Origin of the sequence: uncultured Lutibacter sp. (genome assembly GCF_947493565.1) — a bacterium.
GTDB lineage: Bacteria > Bacteroidota > Bacteroidia > Flavobacteriales > Flavobacteriaceae > Lutibacter > Lutibacter aestuarii.
Map to the genome: position 1 here is coordinate 18,919 of NZ_CANLRG010000001.1, position 15,574 is coordinate 34,492.

Consider the following 15,574-nt stretch of genomic DNA (forward strand, 5'->3'; position numbering starts at 1 on the left):
ACTTTATTCAACTTTAATGTTTAGATATTCTAAAAATAGAAACTTACTAGGATTATTTTGCCTGTTAGTAGCCTTGTTTACTAGCTGTAATACTTCTAATTTTAAAAATAATGATGTTAATAAAGATATCGTTGAAACTCTTTTATTAACGAAAAATGAAATTTTTCAAACGTCATCAAAAACAACACAAAAACTAGAAAGCATAGGAAGTATAAAATTTAATTCGCTTAAGCAACCATTTGAAACGGATGTAGCAATTTTTGTTAATACTTCCAAACAATTTCAAGAGTTTATTGGGATAGGTGCGGCACTTACCGATGCATCAGCCGAGACATTTTTCAAGTTAAGTGAAGATCAACAAAGACGTTTTATGGAAGCTTATTTTAGCTTAGATAAAGGTATTGGTTATTCGTTGGCAAGAACCATAATACATAGCTGTGATTTTTCAAGTGAAAGTTACACTTATGTTGAAGAAGGAGATGAAAAATTAGAAACTTTTTCAATTGCCCATGATAAAAAATATCGTATACCATTTACTAAAAAAGCTATTGAAGCTGCTGGTGGTAAATTGTTAATGTATGCAAGCCCTTGGAGTCCTCCTGCATTTATGAAAACAAATAATAGTATGTTACAAGGAGGAAAATTAAAATCTCAATTTTATCAGCCTTGGGCAAATTATTATGTAAAGTTTATTAAGGCATATGAAACAGAAGGAATTCCAATTTGGGGATTGTCTATTCAAAATGAACCAATGGCTGTACAACGATGGGAATCTTGTATATATACTGCTGAAGAAGAGAGAGATTTCTTAAAAAATTATTTAGGACCTACGCTTGAAAAAGAAGGTTTGGGAGATAAAAAAATTATTGTTTGGGATCATAATAGAGATTTACTTTTTGATAGAGCAAGTGTAATTTTAAAGGATCCTGAAGCCAGTAAATATGTTTGGGGTACAGGATTTCATTGGTATGAAGATTGGAAAGATGGAACGCCAATGTTTAAAAATGTAGCTGCTGTAAATGAAAGTTTTCCAGATAAAAAATTAATTTTTACAGAGGGTTGTAACGAAGCTTACGATATAAATAGAATAGGAGATCCAAAACTGGCAGAACGTTATGCAAAAGCAATGATTAACGATTTTAATAATGGAACAGTAGCTTGGACAGATTGGAATATCTTGCTGAACGAAACTGGTGGCCCAAACCACGTTGGAAACTTATGTTTTGCTCCTGTTCATGGCAATACACAAACAGGAGAACTTACTTTTACAAACTCGTTTTATTACATTGGTCATTTTTCAAAATTTATTAGACCTGGAGCTAAACGAATCTCTACTGGATCAACATCAAATAATTTAAGCGCAACATCATTCAAAAATATTAATGGAAGTATTGTAATAGTTGTTTTAAACGAAAACGATGCTGAAATAGATTACAGACTTACAATTGATAATCAAACTTCAAATGTTAAAATATCAGGTAGATCAATTCAAACGATTATTTTAAACTAAATTATTATGAATAAATCATATACTATTACCATCAGTTTTATTGTAGCTTTAGGCGGTTTTCTTCTAGGTTTTGATAGTGCTGTTATTTCTGGAGCTATAACAGGAATCAGGTCTTATTTTGAAATGTCTGATTGGGAGCTTGGTTTTTCAGTAGGTTGTGTCATTTTTGGGGCTATGGCTGGAAATATTTTTGCAGGACCACTAAGCGATAAATATGGAAGAAAAAAACTATTAATAGTTACAGCAATATTGTTTACAGTTTCAGCAACATGGTCTGCATTAGCAACCAATTACATTTCATTTGTAATAGCAAGAATAATTGGAGGAGTTGGTATAGGAGGCGCAATTTTAATAGCTCCAATTTATATTGCAGAAGTTGCTCCGCCAAAATTAAGAGGAAGTTTAGTTTCTTTAAATCAATTAAACATAGTTATAGGTATTTCAGTTGCTTATTTTTCAAATTATTTTTTAAAAGATATTGAAGGAGAGAGTTGGAGATGGATGTTAGGAGTTGAAGCAATTCCTGCATTCTTATATTTTTTAGCGCTATTTATAGTGCCTAGAAGCCCAAGATGGCTAATTCAAAAATTGAATCGAGTAGATTTGGCTGAAAAGATATTGAACAAAATTGGAGGTAAACAATTTGCTAAAATTACGATTGAAGAAATTCTAAGAGGAGTTGCTAAAAAGCAAGCTAAAGGAACTTATGCAGATTTTTTTAGTAAAAGAATGACCACTGTCGTAATCATTGCATTTGGATTGGCATTTTTTCAACAAATTACAGGGATAAACGCTATTTTTTATTATGCTCCAACTATTTTTGAACAAGCCGGAGGCAGTACAGATTCATCATTTTTACAGGCAATAGTTGTAGGTCTTACTAATTTGGTTTTTACACTGGTTGCAATTAGGTTAATTGATAAATTAGGTAGAAAGCCTTTATTGATAATTGGAACTTCTGCTATGACTATTGCCTTGACTATGGCAACATTAGCATTTAACAATGCAACGTATGATTTTAATGAAAACAATCTTCAAAAAATTGAAAATAGCGAGTTAAAATTAGCGCTTAATCAAATAAAAGGAACTTCATTTAATTCACAGAATGAATTGTTTGAAAATTTAGAACAAATTTTAACTAAAGAACAGCTTTTTAACTTCAAAAGATACGAGGTAAAAAACTTTATAAGTATTAATGCAACCTTAGTATTAATTGCAATTTTATTATATGTAGCTGCATTTGCAATCTCATTAGGACCTGTAATGTGGACAATGTTATCAGAAATTTTCCCTGGAAATGTGAAAGGAATAGCTATTTCAGCAGTTGGTTTCTTTAACTCTTTAGTAAGTTATACGGTGACTCAATTTTTCCCTTGGGAATTGACCAATTTAGGACCTACAATTACCTTTGCTATTTATGCATTAATGGCAGTATTATCCTTATTGTTTGTATTAAAATACATAGTTGAAACCAAAGGAAGAAGTTTAGAAGAAGTTGAAGAATTATTAATGAGAGTAGAATAAGATGAAAAAAATAATTGGACTAGTTATTGCTATTTTTCTTTTTGTTGGTTGTAAGGACAATCAATCAAAAAGTGAGCAAATAATCACAAAAAATAAACCTGTAAAAGTCACACTTAAAAAAGAAAATGGAAAATTTCAATTGTATGTAAATAACAAACCATTTTATATAAAGGGAGCTGGTTTAGAACACGGTAATATTGAGTCATTAGCGAAACATAAAGGAAATTCTTTTAGAACTTGGAGAACAGAAAATGGGAAAAAAAGTGGAAAAGAAATTCTAGATGAGGCTTATAAAAATGGGCTAATGGTTGCAATGGGAATTGAAGTTGGTAGAGAAAGACATGGTTTTGATTATAATGATACAATTGCAGTAAATAACCAGCTAGAAAGAATTAAAAAAGAAGTATTAGCATTAAAAGATCATCCAGCTTTACTTTTATGGGGTATTGGAAATGAGTTGAATTTAAGATATACAAATCCTAAAGTTTGGAATGCAGTTAATGACATTTCTAAAATGATTCATAAAATTGATCCCAATCACTTAACTACCACTAGTTTGGCAGGAATTTCTAAAAATGAAGTTGATTTAATAAAAGAGCGTTGTTCAGATTTAGATATATTGTCTTTACAAATGTATGGAGATTTACCAAACTTGCCCAAATTAGTTAGAGAATTTGGTTGGGAAGGTGCTTATATGGTTACAGAATGGGGAGCAACAGGACATTGGGAAGTTCCTAAAACAAGTTGGGGAGCTCCAATTGAAGAAAACAGCACTTTAAAAGCAGCTAATTATTTAAAAAGATACCAAAAAGGTATTCAAGCAGATACTTTGCAATGTATAGGTTCTTATGTTTTTCTTTGGGGAAATAAACAAGAACGAACCCCTACTTGGTATGGTATATTTTTAGAAAATGGAGATGAAACAGAATCGGTTGATGTAATGCATTATATTTGGAATGGTACATGGCCTCAAAATAGAACACCACAAATAAAAGCATTTACCTTAAATGGAAAAACAGCCTACGAAGATGTAATTTTTAAATATGGAGATGAAGGAACCGCTTCAGTTAAAATTTACGATTTTGAAAATGATGCTATTAAATATTCTTGGGAAATTTTACCTGAAAGCACTGATTTACAAGATGGTGGAGATTACGAAGAACGACCTAAAGCGATTAGTGTAGAAGTGATTAATGAGGACAATGGTGAGTATGTTTTTAAAACGCCAAAAAAGGGTATTTATCGTTTATTTGTTTATGCAAGTGATGGAAATGGACATGCTGCAACAGCAAATATTCCTTTTAAAGTAGAATAATAAAAAAATATCATAGTTAAAAATAAAACCTCTTTCAGTAACTTTAAGAGGTTTTTGTAATACCAAAAAATAGTTAAAATTAAACTAAGTCAAATGTATATAGGAAAAAATAAAGCCTTTATTGAAGCTAATGTAGTGGCTGGTGAAATGATAAATTTAAATAATGAAAGCTATTATAAAATTTCTAATGTAGACCAAATGAGGCCTTTTTTTATGAGCATTGTTAGTGACTCTAATCATTGGATGTTTATAGCAAGTAATGGAGGTTTAAGCGCTGGAAGAAAAAATAGCGATTTAGCACTTTTTCCATATTATACAGACGATAAAATTACAGAATCTTTTGAAATTACAGGAAGTAAAACAATTTTAAAAATTGAAATCGACTCAAAAAAATACTTATGGGAACCTTTTTCAGAAACCCAAAAGAGTATTTATAATATTTCAAGAAATTTATATAAAAATAGCTATGGAAATAAATTAATTTTTGAAGAAATTAATAATGATTTAAGTGTAATTTTTAGATATGAATGGAATTCTAGCAATAGGTTTGGCTTTGTCAAAAAATCAACAATTATAAATAACAACCACCAAAGTATTCAAGCTCAAGTTTTAGATGGAATTCAAAACATTGTTCCTTATGGAGTTTCTGCAGAGATGCAAAATACAAGAAGTAATTTAGTAGATGCATATAAAAAAAATGAACTTGAAGAGGAAGTAGGAATTGGAATTTATGCTTTGAGTGCAATTATAGTCGATAAAGCAGAACCAAGTGAAGCTTTAAAAGCTACTATTGCTTGGTCTTTAGGAATTAAAAATCCAACCTACTTATTATCCTCATTGCAATTAAATAACTTTAGAAAAGAAGTAAAAATTACCCAAGAAACAGATATAAAAGCTGAAAAAGGAGCTTATTTTACTTGCTTTAAAACCAAAATAGCGTCAAATAATTCAACTTCCTGGATGCAAGTAGCAAATGTAAATCAAACAATTAGTGCTATTTGCGAAATTTCAGAACAAATTAAAAATAATAAAAATCTTCAAAGGTTAGTAGAAGAAGATATTGATCTAGGAACCAAAAGATTAATTGAGCTTTCGGGGAACTCAGATGGGATACAGTTAACTTCAGATACGTTAGTAAATACTAGGCATTTTTCTAATACGCTTTTTAATATCATGCGTGGAGGAATTTTTGATGATAATTACCAGATTGAAAAGAAAGACTTTACTGCTTATATTTTAAATGCAAATAAAAAAGTTTATAAGAAAAAAGAACAATTTTTAAAGCAGATTCCAAATAAATTTTCATTAGAATTATTAAGAGAAACTGCAAAAAATCAAGAAGATAAAAACTTTAGAAGACTGTGTTTTGAGTATTTACCGTTAAAATTTAGTAGAAGACACGGAGATCCAAGTAGACCTTGGAATAAATTTTCAATTAATACCAAAAGTGAAATAGATGGTTCTAAAATATTAGATTATGAAGGGAATTGGAGAGATATATTTCAAAATTGGGAAGCTTTAGCACATTCATACCCTAATTTTATTGAAGGTATGATTCATAAGTTTTTAAATGCTACAACCTTTGAAGGCTATAATCCATACAGAGTTACAAAAACAGGTTTTGATTGGGAGGTAATTGAGCCTAATGATCCTTGGTCGTTTATTGGTTATTGGGGAGATCATCAAATCATTTATTTATTGAAGTTTTTAGAATTTAGTGAAAATTATTTTCCAAATGAATTAAGCAACTATTTTAACCAAGACTTATTTGTTTATGCCAATGTTCCTTATAAAATTAAAAGCTATTCTGAAATTTTAAACAATCCAAAAGATACCATAGAATTTGATGTTGAATTAAACGAAAAAATTAATCAAAAAAAGCTTGAATTAGGTTCAGATGGAGCATTGTTAAGAGACGAGAATTTCTTTATTCACAAAGTAAATTTAATAGAAAAATTGTTAGTTCCTGTATTGGCTAAAATCTCAAATTTTATTCCAGAGGCTGGAATTTGGCTAAATACACAACGGCCAGAGTGGAATGATGCCAACAATGCACTAGTTGGTAATGGAGTTTCTATGGTAACGTTGTATTATCTAAACCGTTTTATAACATTTTTTGAAGACCTTGTTCAAAAAAATAATACTATTGAAAAAACTGAAATTTCTGAAGAACTGTATATGTTTTTTAAAGAAGTAGTTAAAACATTTACTGAAAATGAACATGTGTTAAATGGAAAAATATCTGATAGAAAACGTAAAACAATTTTAGATGGTTTAGCAACAGCAGGAAGTTCATATAGAATGAGTGTGTATAACAAAGGATTTACAAGTAATAAAATAGCCATTACTAAAGCCGAACTTTTAGAATTTTTTAAACTTTCAAAGTTTTTTATAGATCATACAATTAGGGAAAATAAGAGAGAAGATAAACTTTATCACTCCTATAATTTAATTTATATTAAAAATGAATTGGAAATTTCGATTTCTCATTTACCTGAAATGCTAGAAGGTCAAGTAGCTGTATTAAGTTCAGGCGCTATTTCTACCATTGAAAGTTTAGAAATTATAGATTCTTTAAGAAACAGTGCATTGTATAGAGAAGATCAGAATAGTTATTTATTATATCCAAACAAAGAATTAGCTCGATTTACTGAAAAAAATACAATTCCTAAAACTAAAGTGAATAATTCTAAGTTTCTACAAACACTTCTAAAAAATGGAAATACACAAATTATTGAAAAAGATATCCAAGGAAACTATCATTTTAATGGAAATTTCAATAATGTAAAATGTCTTAAAAAAGCATTGTTAGAATTAAATTCAGATACATATTCCAATTTAATTTTGAAAGAAAAAGAATATTTATTTAGTCTTTTTGAAGAAGTTTTTAACCATAAGGCATTTACTGGAAGATCAGGTACTTTTTTCGGATATGAAGGGTTAGGCTCTATCTACTGGCATATGGTTTCAAAGCTTTTATTGGCAGTTCAAGAAAATTGTGTACAGGCAGTTGATAATAATGAAAGTATAAAATTAATAAATCAATTAAATCATCATTATCACGAAATTAATAAAGGGATAGGAGTTCATAAATCTCCAAAAATTTATGGGGCGTTTCCAACAGATCCATATTCGCACACACCTGCAGGAAAAGGTGCTCAACAACCAGGAATGACAGGACAAGTTAAGGAAGATGTAATTTGTAGATATGGAGAGTTAGGAATATTGATTAAAGATGGGAAATTACACTTTAATCCATTTTTATTAAAAAGAACTGAATTTTTACAAAAATCAAGTGCTTTTAAGTATACAGCAATAAGTAAAGAGCTTAAAGAACTTATTTTAAAGAGCAATAGTCTTTGTTTTACATATTGTCAGATTCCTATCATTTATAAATTGGGTACAAAAAAACAACTAGAAGTAATATTTAGTAATGGTGCTAAAAAGAAGTTAAACCTGTTAAGTTTGCCAAAAATTATAAGTAATCAAATTTTTAGTAGAACAGGAGAAATTGAGAAAATAATAGTGTCAATTTTAAAATAGTTATGAAAAAGTACTTACTAATTTTAGTAGTAACATTCTTGCTTTTTTCTTGTAAAACGAAACAAGAATTAATTTGGGAAGAAAATTTTGAAGGTACAAGTTTAAATAATAATTTTTGGAATTTTGAATTGGGAGATGGTTGCCCAAAGCTATGTGGATGGGGAAATAATGAAAAACAGATTTATACTAAAAATAATCACACCTTAAAAAATGGTTTTTTAACAATTACGGCAAAACTTGAAGATTCAATTTATACTTCAACTAGGATTACTACTAAAAATAAAATTGAATTTCAATATGGCAAAATTGAAGTGAGGGCAAAGTTGCCTTTAGGAAAAGGCTTATGGCCTGCATTTTGGATGCTAGGAAGCAATATAGATGAGGTTAAATGGCCGCTGTGTGGTGAAATTGATATTTTAGAATATGTTGGCCGTGAACCTGAAAATATTTTTACAACAGTACATACACAAGACAGTTATGGAAACTCTAAAAATACTCGAAAAGCTAAAATTCAAGGGATTGAAAAAGGATTTCATATATATGCTGCTAATTGGACCCCTAATAAAATAGATTTTTTAATAGATAACCGATTATTTTATACCTATAAACCAAAAAATAAAACCGTAGAAACTTGGCCTTTTAATCAACCTTTCTATATAATTGTTAACCTAGCAATAGGAGGTAATTTTGGAGGGAATGATATTGATAATACTATTTTTCCTAAAGATTTTGTATTGGATTATATACGAGTCTATAAAAATTAAAGAACTCTTTCTAATGAAAATATTAATTCAAATAATTATAGTCTTTTTAATATTTACAAGCTGTAATAACCATGAACAAATCGTTGAAACACAAATTAAAATAAGTGAATTTCAAACAGATGAAACAGAACTAAAAATTAAAAAGTTAGTATCAAAAATGACCTTAAAAGAAAAGGCTGGTCAAATGTTAAATATTGGTTTGCCAGCTATTTTAACAGGTGATTACTGGGATGTGAGAGATAGTGCTGTTTTTGATAGTATAAAATTTAAAAAATTTATCATAGATTATGCGGTGGGATCAATCCATAATACACCAGGATATCCAGCTTTTAAAGAAGATTGGCATAGAATTATAAAGAAAATTCAAGATTCGGCGATGCAGCACACTCGATTAAAAATTCCTGTATTATACGGAATTGATAATATTCATGGAGCTAATTATGTTAATGAATCAGTAATATTCCCACATCAAATTGCGGTAGCAGCAACTTGGAATCCTGGATTATCCAAACTTGGAGCTAAAATTACGTCTTACGAGTCTAGAGCAGCATCATTACCTTGGAACTTTAATCCGAATGCAGATGTAGCAGTAAATCCACTTTGGGGAAGAATTGCTGAAAGTTATGGTGAAGATCCATATTTAATTTCTGAGATGACAAATGCTTATATTGAAGGCTCTCAGGAAGAAGGGTTACAAAGTCAATTTTCAACAGCAGTATGCGTAAAACATTTTTTGGGTTATGGAGCAGGTAAAAATGGGAAAGATCGTGCCAATGCGTTGATTCCTGAAAATAATTTACGTCAGTATTTTTTACCACCTTTTGAAAAAGCAATTCAAAAAGGTGCTATGGGTGTTATGGTCAGTTCTAATGCTGTAAACGGTATTCCTTGTCATATAAATAAGTATTATATTACTGATATTTTAAAAGAAGAATTAGGTTTTAAAGGTGTTGTAATTTCAGATTTTAGTGATGTTGAATTTTTGGTTGAAGCTCATCAATCTGCTAAAGATATGCGTGAAGCTACTAAATTAGCAGTAAATGCTGGTTTAGATTTATTGATGAATCCATACGACGCTGATATTGTAGATATAATAGTTGAATTGGTTGAAACTGGTGATATATCTATGCGCAGAATTGATGATGCGGTTACACGTATTTTACGTTTGAAATTTTACCTAAACCTTTTTGAAAACCCTTATACTAATCCCAAAGACTATCCAAATGTTGGAAATGAAAAACATATTAAAGCAAACTATCAAATAGCCAGTGAATCAATTACTTTATTAAAAAATAAAGGGAATATTTTACCTCTTACAAAAGCTTCAAAAATAGTTGTTACTGGTTACGCTTCAAATTCTATAAATATATTGAATGGAGCTTGGTCGAGATCATTTTTAGGAAGAGATACCACCTATAACGATTCAAGTAAATTAACAGTAGTACAAGCAATTGAAAAGCATATTGGAGCAGCCAATGTGACATATGTAGAAGGAACTGATTATTTGAACGATGTTAATTCAAATTTAGCAGTTTCTAAAGCAGGTAATGCAGATATAATTATAGTTTGTGTTGGTGAAATTCCTGCTTCTGAAAAGCCTTCAGATATTAATGAACTGGAATTGCCAAGAGTACAACAAGAATTAGTTGAGAAATTAGCTAAAACTGGAAAACCAGTTATTTTAGTGATGGTTCAAGGTCGCCCAAGAATTATTAAAGATATTGAACCTTTAGTTGATGGGATTTTAATGGCTTATTTACCTGGTCAAGAAGGAGGAAGAGCCATATCTGATGTGCTTTTTGGAAAAATTAATCCAAGCGGAAAATTACCATATACGTATCCTAAATATTCTGGAAATGCACTAACCTATTATCACAAAAAAACAGATATAAGAGATGTTAATTGGGGGTATGATGGGTTTTATCCTCAGTTTGAGTTTGGATACGGTTTATCTTATACAACCTTCGAGTACTCAAATTTTCATATAAATAAAGATACTTTATATAGATCAGATCAATTTAATGTTTCAATTGATGTAAAAAATACTGGTAAAATTAAAGGGAAGGAAATTGTTGAGTTGTATTTAAAAGATATGGTTGCTATTTTATCTCCTGATTCTAAAAGGTTAATACGTTTTCAAAAAGTAGATTTAGAGGTAGGAGAAAGCAAAACAGTAAATTTCACCCTATCACTAAACGACTTAAAAAGTATTGATATAAACAATAATTGGACGGTAGAAGAAGGTGAGTTTGAACTGCAAATAGGAGGAAACCCATCAGAATTAAAAACTAAGAAAATATTTTTTACTAAAGGAAATTAACTAAAGTTTATAAAGCTTATTTTTTTATTAAAAAATAATATTTACTTAATGTTAATATTTAATAAGTGTAAAAAAATTATTAAACATTTTTATTGTGTTTTAAAACATTATTGGTTAAAATTGCACTTAAATTAATTGAATTTTAAAGAATTCTAATTAGTTTATTATTTTTTAAAATGATAAGTATCGAGTTTTCAAGTGTTTATTTTACTGATTCAATTCAATATTTTTATAAAAAATAATTTCATCAAAAATAAATCTATTAAATACCTACATTTGTTTCCAATTTAATTTTCTAATGCAAAAACCAAAAAAAATTAACCAAAAGTTATTATTAGAAAAACTCAGCAGAGGTGATGAAACTGCGTTGGTAACTATTTATAAAGAGTATTGGGAAATTATGTATTTGGCTGCATATTAACAGAAGACGCTTCACACATAAGGTTTCAAGAGGTGAATTTAACGTATAATGTACCAACAAAATTTATTGATAAAATTGGTTTAAATTCAGCTAGAGTTTATACACAAGCTAATAATCTTGGAACCATTTTATTTAATGATTTTGGTGAAGATCCTGAATACCCAAGAGGTACTATTAAGCCGCAAACAACAGTTACGTTTGGAGTTCAATTAAATTTTTAAAATAGAAACACATGAAAAATTTTAAATATATAATATTATTAATTTTAATAGTAAACTTAGTAGCAAGTTGTAATGATTTTTTAGATGAAGAACCATCAAAATCTACAGCTACTGTCCCTGATAAATTAGAACATTTAGAAGCACTACTTAATAACTATGGTGAGTTTTATAGTGAACCAGCCTCCGAGTTAATTTTTTCAACAGATGACTATGGTTTTATAACTGATTTATATGATGCTTCAACGAGCTCATACAGTCTTACTTCATTACAATATGGTACATGGGACAAAGAATATTTACCAAATACCAATAGACCTTATTGGCCACGTGAATGGGAGAAAATTTTTACCGCAAATTTAGTAATGCAAAATTTAGGAAGTGTTGCAGGAGAGGATACTGAAAAGAAACAAATTAAAGCAGAAGCACATTTTATTAGAGCCTATAGCTATTTTCAATTAGCAAACATTTATTGTTTACCTTATACAGAAGGAAATAAGCAAGAGCTAGGACTTCCAATAAAAGAAACTACCAGTTTTGAAGAAAGCATGGAAAGAGTAAGTTTAGAGGATACTTGGAAATTTATTGAATCTGACTTAAATAAAGCTTTAGAATTAACACGTTCTTTTACTCAAGTAAATGATTTAAACCGTACTTGGAGAGCAAGTACAGCTGCTGTAAATGGTTTTGCGGCACGTTATTATTTAGCATTAAATGATTATGAAAAAGCTCAATCTTATGCTCAAGAAGCATTAAATGAATATGACTTTTTAAGAGATTATAATACAGATATGAGTTTTTCTAATGCACCTACGCAAGTAACTATATTTAATCCTGAGCCTACTCAAGTGAGTATTGATTTTCCATATACACATGATTCACAAGAAGCTGATTTAATGTTAGCTTGGGGAGAATCGTATTACTTTAGAGCGTTATCAAATGGCTCTTGGAAATATTGGCCATCTGAAGAGTTATTATCACTTTATAATCAAACTTATGATTTAAGGTTTAAATACCATATGGTTGAAGGATATTCATACGAACAAGCAAATGCTGTAGATCCTCCTTACAATTACCCAGGCTATGTTTTCTTTCATAGATCAGACATCTTAAGTGGTCCATCAGTACCAGAAATGTTATTAATTTTAGCTGAATGTCAAGTTAGAACAGGAGCATATGCACAAGGTATTCAAACAATCAATCAATTAAGGGCAAGTAGAATGGATGCGTCTGCACCTTCAGAAATAATTAATTTAAGTGCCGCTTCACAAGCAGAAGCTTTAGTGAAAGTTTTAGAAGAGCGAAGAAGAGAAATGCCTTTTGTACATAGATGGTATGATATTAGACGCTATAATAACAATGAAGATAGCTCAGATGATGTTGTTGTAACTAGAACTTTTTACCCTTATAATGGAAGTTCAATTTTAGGAGCAGAAACACCTGTAAATTTTTCATTAGAAAAAAACTCAAGAAGGTATGCTAATCCACTACCTGATACCGATATTATAGCCTCGGACAATGTTTTAAAACAAAATACTTATTAAGCTGATTTTCATTTGGTTTCACTGGTGTTTTTGTTAGCGCCAGTGAAACTTTTTTAATTAAGCTTAAATTTATAGTATTCAAATTATTGTATTTTTTTCAACAAAAAAATTCTTTTTAAAAGAGGTGTTGAACTAATTAATTTTTAAAAATTTTTATATGAATTTTAAATCTTTAATTCTTTTGTTTGGTGTAGTTATTTTTACAATTTCTTGTAAGGATTCAGCTAATAAAGATAAAAAATCTAAAAAAGTGACTCTAGTTGGAACGATAGCCAATTATGAACAAGATACTTTATATTTAAAAAATATAACAGCTAAAAATACCTTATATAAAGATATTGTTTATGCTATTCCTTTAATAAATAAAACAAATTTTAATTTTACCTTCGACCTAGAAGAACCAAACTATTTTCAATCTGGTAGAACTTTTTTTTATTTAACTCCAGGCGATAGTTTAGTTGCAAATATTGATACTAAAGGAAGAGATTTAGCCTCATTTACAGGAAAAGGAGCTGAAGCTAATAATTTTTTAAGAAAATTGCCGTATCCAAAAGGAGGTTCTTACTGGGGAAATAAAGAGTTGTCAGCAAATATTAAGTCTTATAAAGACATGCCAGAGACTTTTAAAATAGTTGTAGAGGATCGTTTAAATGTTTTAAGGGCACTCACTAATGTTTCTGATGAATTTAAACGTTTAGAGAGTTCTCGTATTAATTTTGATTATGTAAATACCTTGAAATCTACTACATATCTTTATTATTATAAATTGAGATCAGGAGATATTACAGAAGAGCAATATAATACCTTAACCCAAGAAGCTTCAGAATATTTAACACCATTTATGGAGTCTTATTTAAAAGATTTTAATAGTACAGATTATTTACAACTAGAAGTCTTTCAATCAATTTTATATTATTTAAAAGATGATTCATTTAGAGCTAAACTTAATTTGCCTGAATTAAGCGAAGAATTAAAGGAATATATTGTTACAGGCAATTTGATTTCAGAATTCTCTAAAGAAGGTTATTCAAAAGCTTTTAAAGAAAAATTAAATCAAGAAAAAAGTAAAATTAAGAATCAGGAATATATAAATGCAATTGAATTTAAAGAGAAAGAATATGAAGCTATAACTGAGGGGAGTCCAGCATCTGATTTAAAATTTAATAAGTTGGATGGAAGTACTGTTAATTTAAGTGATTATAAGGGAAAAGTTGTAGTTATTGATTTATGGGCAACTTGGTGTGGCCCTTGTATGGCTGAAAAGCCATCTTTTGAGGCTTTAGAAGAAAAATTTCATAATAATGATAATGTAGAATTTATTTCACTTTCTATAGATACAGAAAAAACTTGGAAAAAATATTTTGAAAAGAATGAAGTAAAAGGGAATCAGCTTCAAATATATAGAAATGAGCTTTCAGATTATATGGTTGTTAGTATCCCACGTTTTTTTGTAATTGATAAAGATCAAAAAATTGTGGATGTATTTGCTCCTTGGCCATCGTCTGGTAAACTTGAAGAAATGATTAATAATATTTTAAATAAGTAACTTGTAAGTATAAAGCATTATTTTATTAATACTAGCTTTTATATTATTGCTATGAGGAAAATTGCAAAATGAATGGTAGCCTACAAAAATGAACATTTAACTTTTTAAATAAAAAATAAGTTTTTAATATCTAAAGTATTGTTTGTTTTAAATTTAAAAAGCGATTTAGGAAACCCTAAATCGCTTTTTTTAATAGTGTAATTTTGTAGCGTGATGCAGAATTGAACTGCAGACCTCCGGGTTATGAATCCGACGCTCTAACCAACTGAGCTACCACGCCATTTATTGAGGGTGCAAATATAAAAATAAATAATTTGATGCAGCAAATTTATTGACTAATTTTTTTAATAATTTAAATTTTTTTTAAATAGAATATTTATATATATTGTGCTTTTAAAATGAGAATATGTCTACAAAAGTAAAATTTGAAATTGAGTTTCCTATACACGCATCACCTCAGATGTTATACCAATATTTCGGAACCCCTTCTGGACTTTCAGAATGGTTTGCTGATAATGTAAATTCACGCGGAGAAATATATACGTTTATTTGGGATTCTTCTGAAGAAAAAGCTAAAGTTCTACAAGAACGGCCAGGTGAAAAAATTAAATTTAAATGGTTAGAAGATGGAGATGATAAAACTTTTTTTGAATTTCGTATTGAAGTAGACGAAATTACTAAAGACGTTTCTTTAATTGTTACAGATTTTTCAGAAGAAGATGAAATTGAAGAATCTAAAATGTTTTGGGAAAATCAAATCAATGAATTAAAACATACAATAGGAGCTTAGTTTATAGCGAGTTATTAAAAATAAAAAACCTTGAATTTATTCAAGGTTTTTTTTATGTAAATTTGCCTCTTAAAATAGA

Annotated in this window: 11 protein-coding genes and 1 tRNA gene; 11 read left to right on the top strand and 1 reads right to left on the bottom strand. The window is 29.2% G+C overall.

What is annotated here, in order from left to right; all coding sequences use genetic code 11:
- The first annotated feature begins 16 nt into the window (after positions 1 to 16).
- From Q0714_RS00080 to Q0714_RS00125, 10 genes are all read left to right on the top strand, one after another.
- Positions 17 to 1,510, top strand: a complete 1,494-nt coding sequence (locus Q0714_RS00080) for a glycoside hydrolase family 30 protein (protein WP_298262253.1) — start codon at positions 17 to 19, stop codon at positions 1,508 to 1,510.
- 6 nt (positions 1,511 to 1,516) lie between these two features.
- Positions 1,517 to 3,034, top strand: a complete 1,518-nt coding sequence (locus Q0714_RS00085; RefSeq protein WP_298262254.1) for a sugar porter family MFS transporter — start codon at positions 1,517 to 1,519, stop codon at positions 3,032 to 3,034.
- 1 nt (position 3,035) lies between these two features.
- Positions 3,036 to 4,349, top strand: a complete 1,314-nt coding sequence (locus tag Q0714_RS00090) for a glycoside hydrolase family 2 TIM barrel-domain containing protein (RefSeq protein ID WP_298262255.1) — start codon at positions 3,036 to 3,038, stop codon at positions 4,347 to 4,349.
- 93 nt (positions 4,350 to 4,442) lie between these two features.
- Positions 4,443 to 7,892, top strand: coding sequence for a hypothetical protein (locus Q0714_RS00095; protein ID WP_298262256.1), 3,450 nt, complete (start codon positions 4,443 to 4,445; stop codon positions 7,890 to 7,892).
- Positions 7,893 to 7,894: 2 nt separating this feature from the next.
- Positions 7,895 to 8,656: a glycoside hydrolase family 16 protein gene (locus tag Q0714_RS00100; protein ID WP_298262257.1), complete on the top strand. Its 762-nt coding sequence runs from the start codon at positions 7,895 to 7,897 to the stop codon at positions 8,654 to 8,656.
- A gap of 13 nt (positions 8,657 to 8,669) precedes the next feature.
- Positions 8,670 to 10,976 (top strand): glycoside hydrolase family 3 N-terminal domain-containing protein, encoded by a 2,307-nt coding sequence (locus Q0714_RS00105; protein ID WP_298262258.1) that lies wholly within the window; start codon positions 8,670 to 8,672, stop codon positions 10,974 to 10,976.
- A 298-nt stretch (positions 10,977 to 11,274) separates the two neighbouring features.
- Positions 11,275 to 11,397, top strand: a complete 123-nt coding sequence (locus tag Q0714_RS00110) for a hypothetical protein (protein WP_298262259.1) — start codon at positions 11,275 to 11,277, stop codon at positions 11,395 to 11,397.
- Complete coding sequence (locus tag Q0714_RS00115) at positions 11,367 to 11,618, top strand: hypothetical protein (protein WP_298262260.1); 252 nt, start codon at positions 11,367 to 11,369, stop codon at positions 11,616 to 11,618. Before Q0714_RS00110 ends, Q0714_RS00115 begins: the two co-directional genes overlap by 31 nt.
- Positions 11,619 to 11,629: 11 nt before the next feature.
- Positions 11,630 to 13,159, top strand: coding sequence for a RagB/SusD family nutrient uptake outer membrane protein (locus Q0714_RS00120; protein ID WP_298262261.1), 1,530 nt, complete (start codon positions 11,630 to 11,632; stop codon positions 13,157 to 13,159).
- Between the two features lie 157 nt (positions 13,160 to 13,316).
- Positions 13,317 to 14,705, top strand: coding sequence for a TlpA disulfide reductase family protein (locus Q0714_RS00125; protein ID WP_298262262.1), 1,389 nt, complete (start codon positions 13,317 to 13,319; stop codon positions 14,703 to 14,705).
- 206 nt (positions 14,706 to 14,911) lie between these two features.
- Here Q0714_RS00125 and Q0714_RS00130 read toward each other — a convergent pair.
- Positions 14,912 to 14,985: transfer RNA gene (locus Q0714_RS00130), tRNA-Met, on the bottom strand.
- 126 nt (positions 14,986 to 15,111) lie between these two features.
- On the opposite strand from Q0714_RS00130, the gene Q0714_RS00135 reads away from it, so the two are divergent.
- Positions 15,112 to 15,495 carry an START-like domain-containing protein gene (locus Q0714_RS00135; protein ID WP_298262263.1) on the top strand — a complete coding sequence of 128 codons (384 nt, stop codon included), beginning with the start codon at positions 15,112 to 15,114 and terminating at the stop codon, positions 15,493 to 15,495.
- Positions 15,496 to 15,574: the final 79 nt, after the last annotated feature.

What these genes read in the sequence shown, in the direction of transcription:
- Q0714_RS00100 (WP_298262257.1), top strand. Translation starts at nt 7,895, where the DNA reads ATGAAAAAGTACTTACTAATTTTAGTAGTAACATTCTTGCTTTTTTCT.
- Q0714_RS00135 (WP_298262263.1), top strand. Translation starts at nt 15,112, where the DNA reads ATGTCTACAAAAGTAAAATTTGAAATTGAGTTTCCTATACACGCATCA.
- Q0714_RS00110 (WP_298262259.1), top strand. Translation starts at nt 11,275, where the DNA reads ATGCAAAAACCAAAAAAAATTAACCAAAAGTTATTATTAGAAAAACTC.
- Q0714_RS00085 (WP_298262254.1), top strand. Translation starts at nt 1,517, where the DNA reads ATGAATAAATCATATACTATTACCATCAGTTTTATTGTAGCTTTAGGC.
- Q0714_RS00095 (WP_298262256.1), top strand. Translation starts at nt 4,443, where the DNA reads ATGTATATAGGAAAAAATAAAGCCTTTATTGAAGCTAATGTAGTGGCT.
- Q0714_RS00125 (WP_298262262.1), top strand. Translation starts at nt 13,317, where the DNA reads ATGAATTTTAAATCTTTAATTCTTTTGTTTGGTGTAGTTATTTTTACA.
- Q0714_RS00120 (WP_298262261.1), top strand. Translation starts at nt 11,630, where the DNA reads ATGAAAAATTTTAAATATATAATATTATTAATTTTAATAGTAAACTTA.
- Q0714_RS00080 (WP_298262253.1), top strand. Translation starts at nt 17, where the DNA reads ATGTTTAGATATTCTAAAAATAGAAACTTACTAGGATTATTTTGCCTG.
- Q0714_RS00090 (WP_298262255.1), top strand. Translation starts at nt 3,036, where the DNA reads ATGAAAAAAATAATTGGACTAGTTATTGCTATTTTTCTTTTTGTTGGT.
- Q0714_RS00105 (WP_298262258.1), top strand. Translation starts at nt 8,670, where the DNA reads ATGAAAATATTAATTCAAATAATTATAGTCTTTTTAATATTTACAAGC.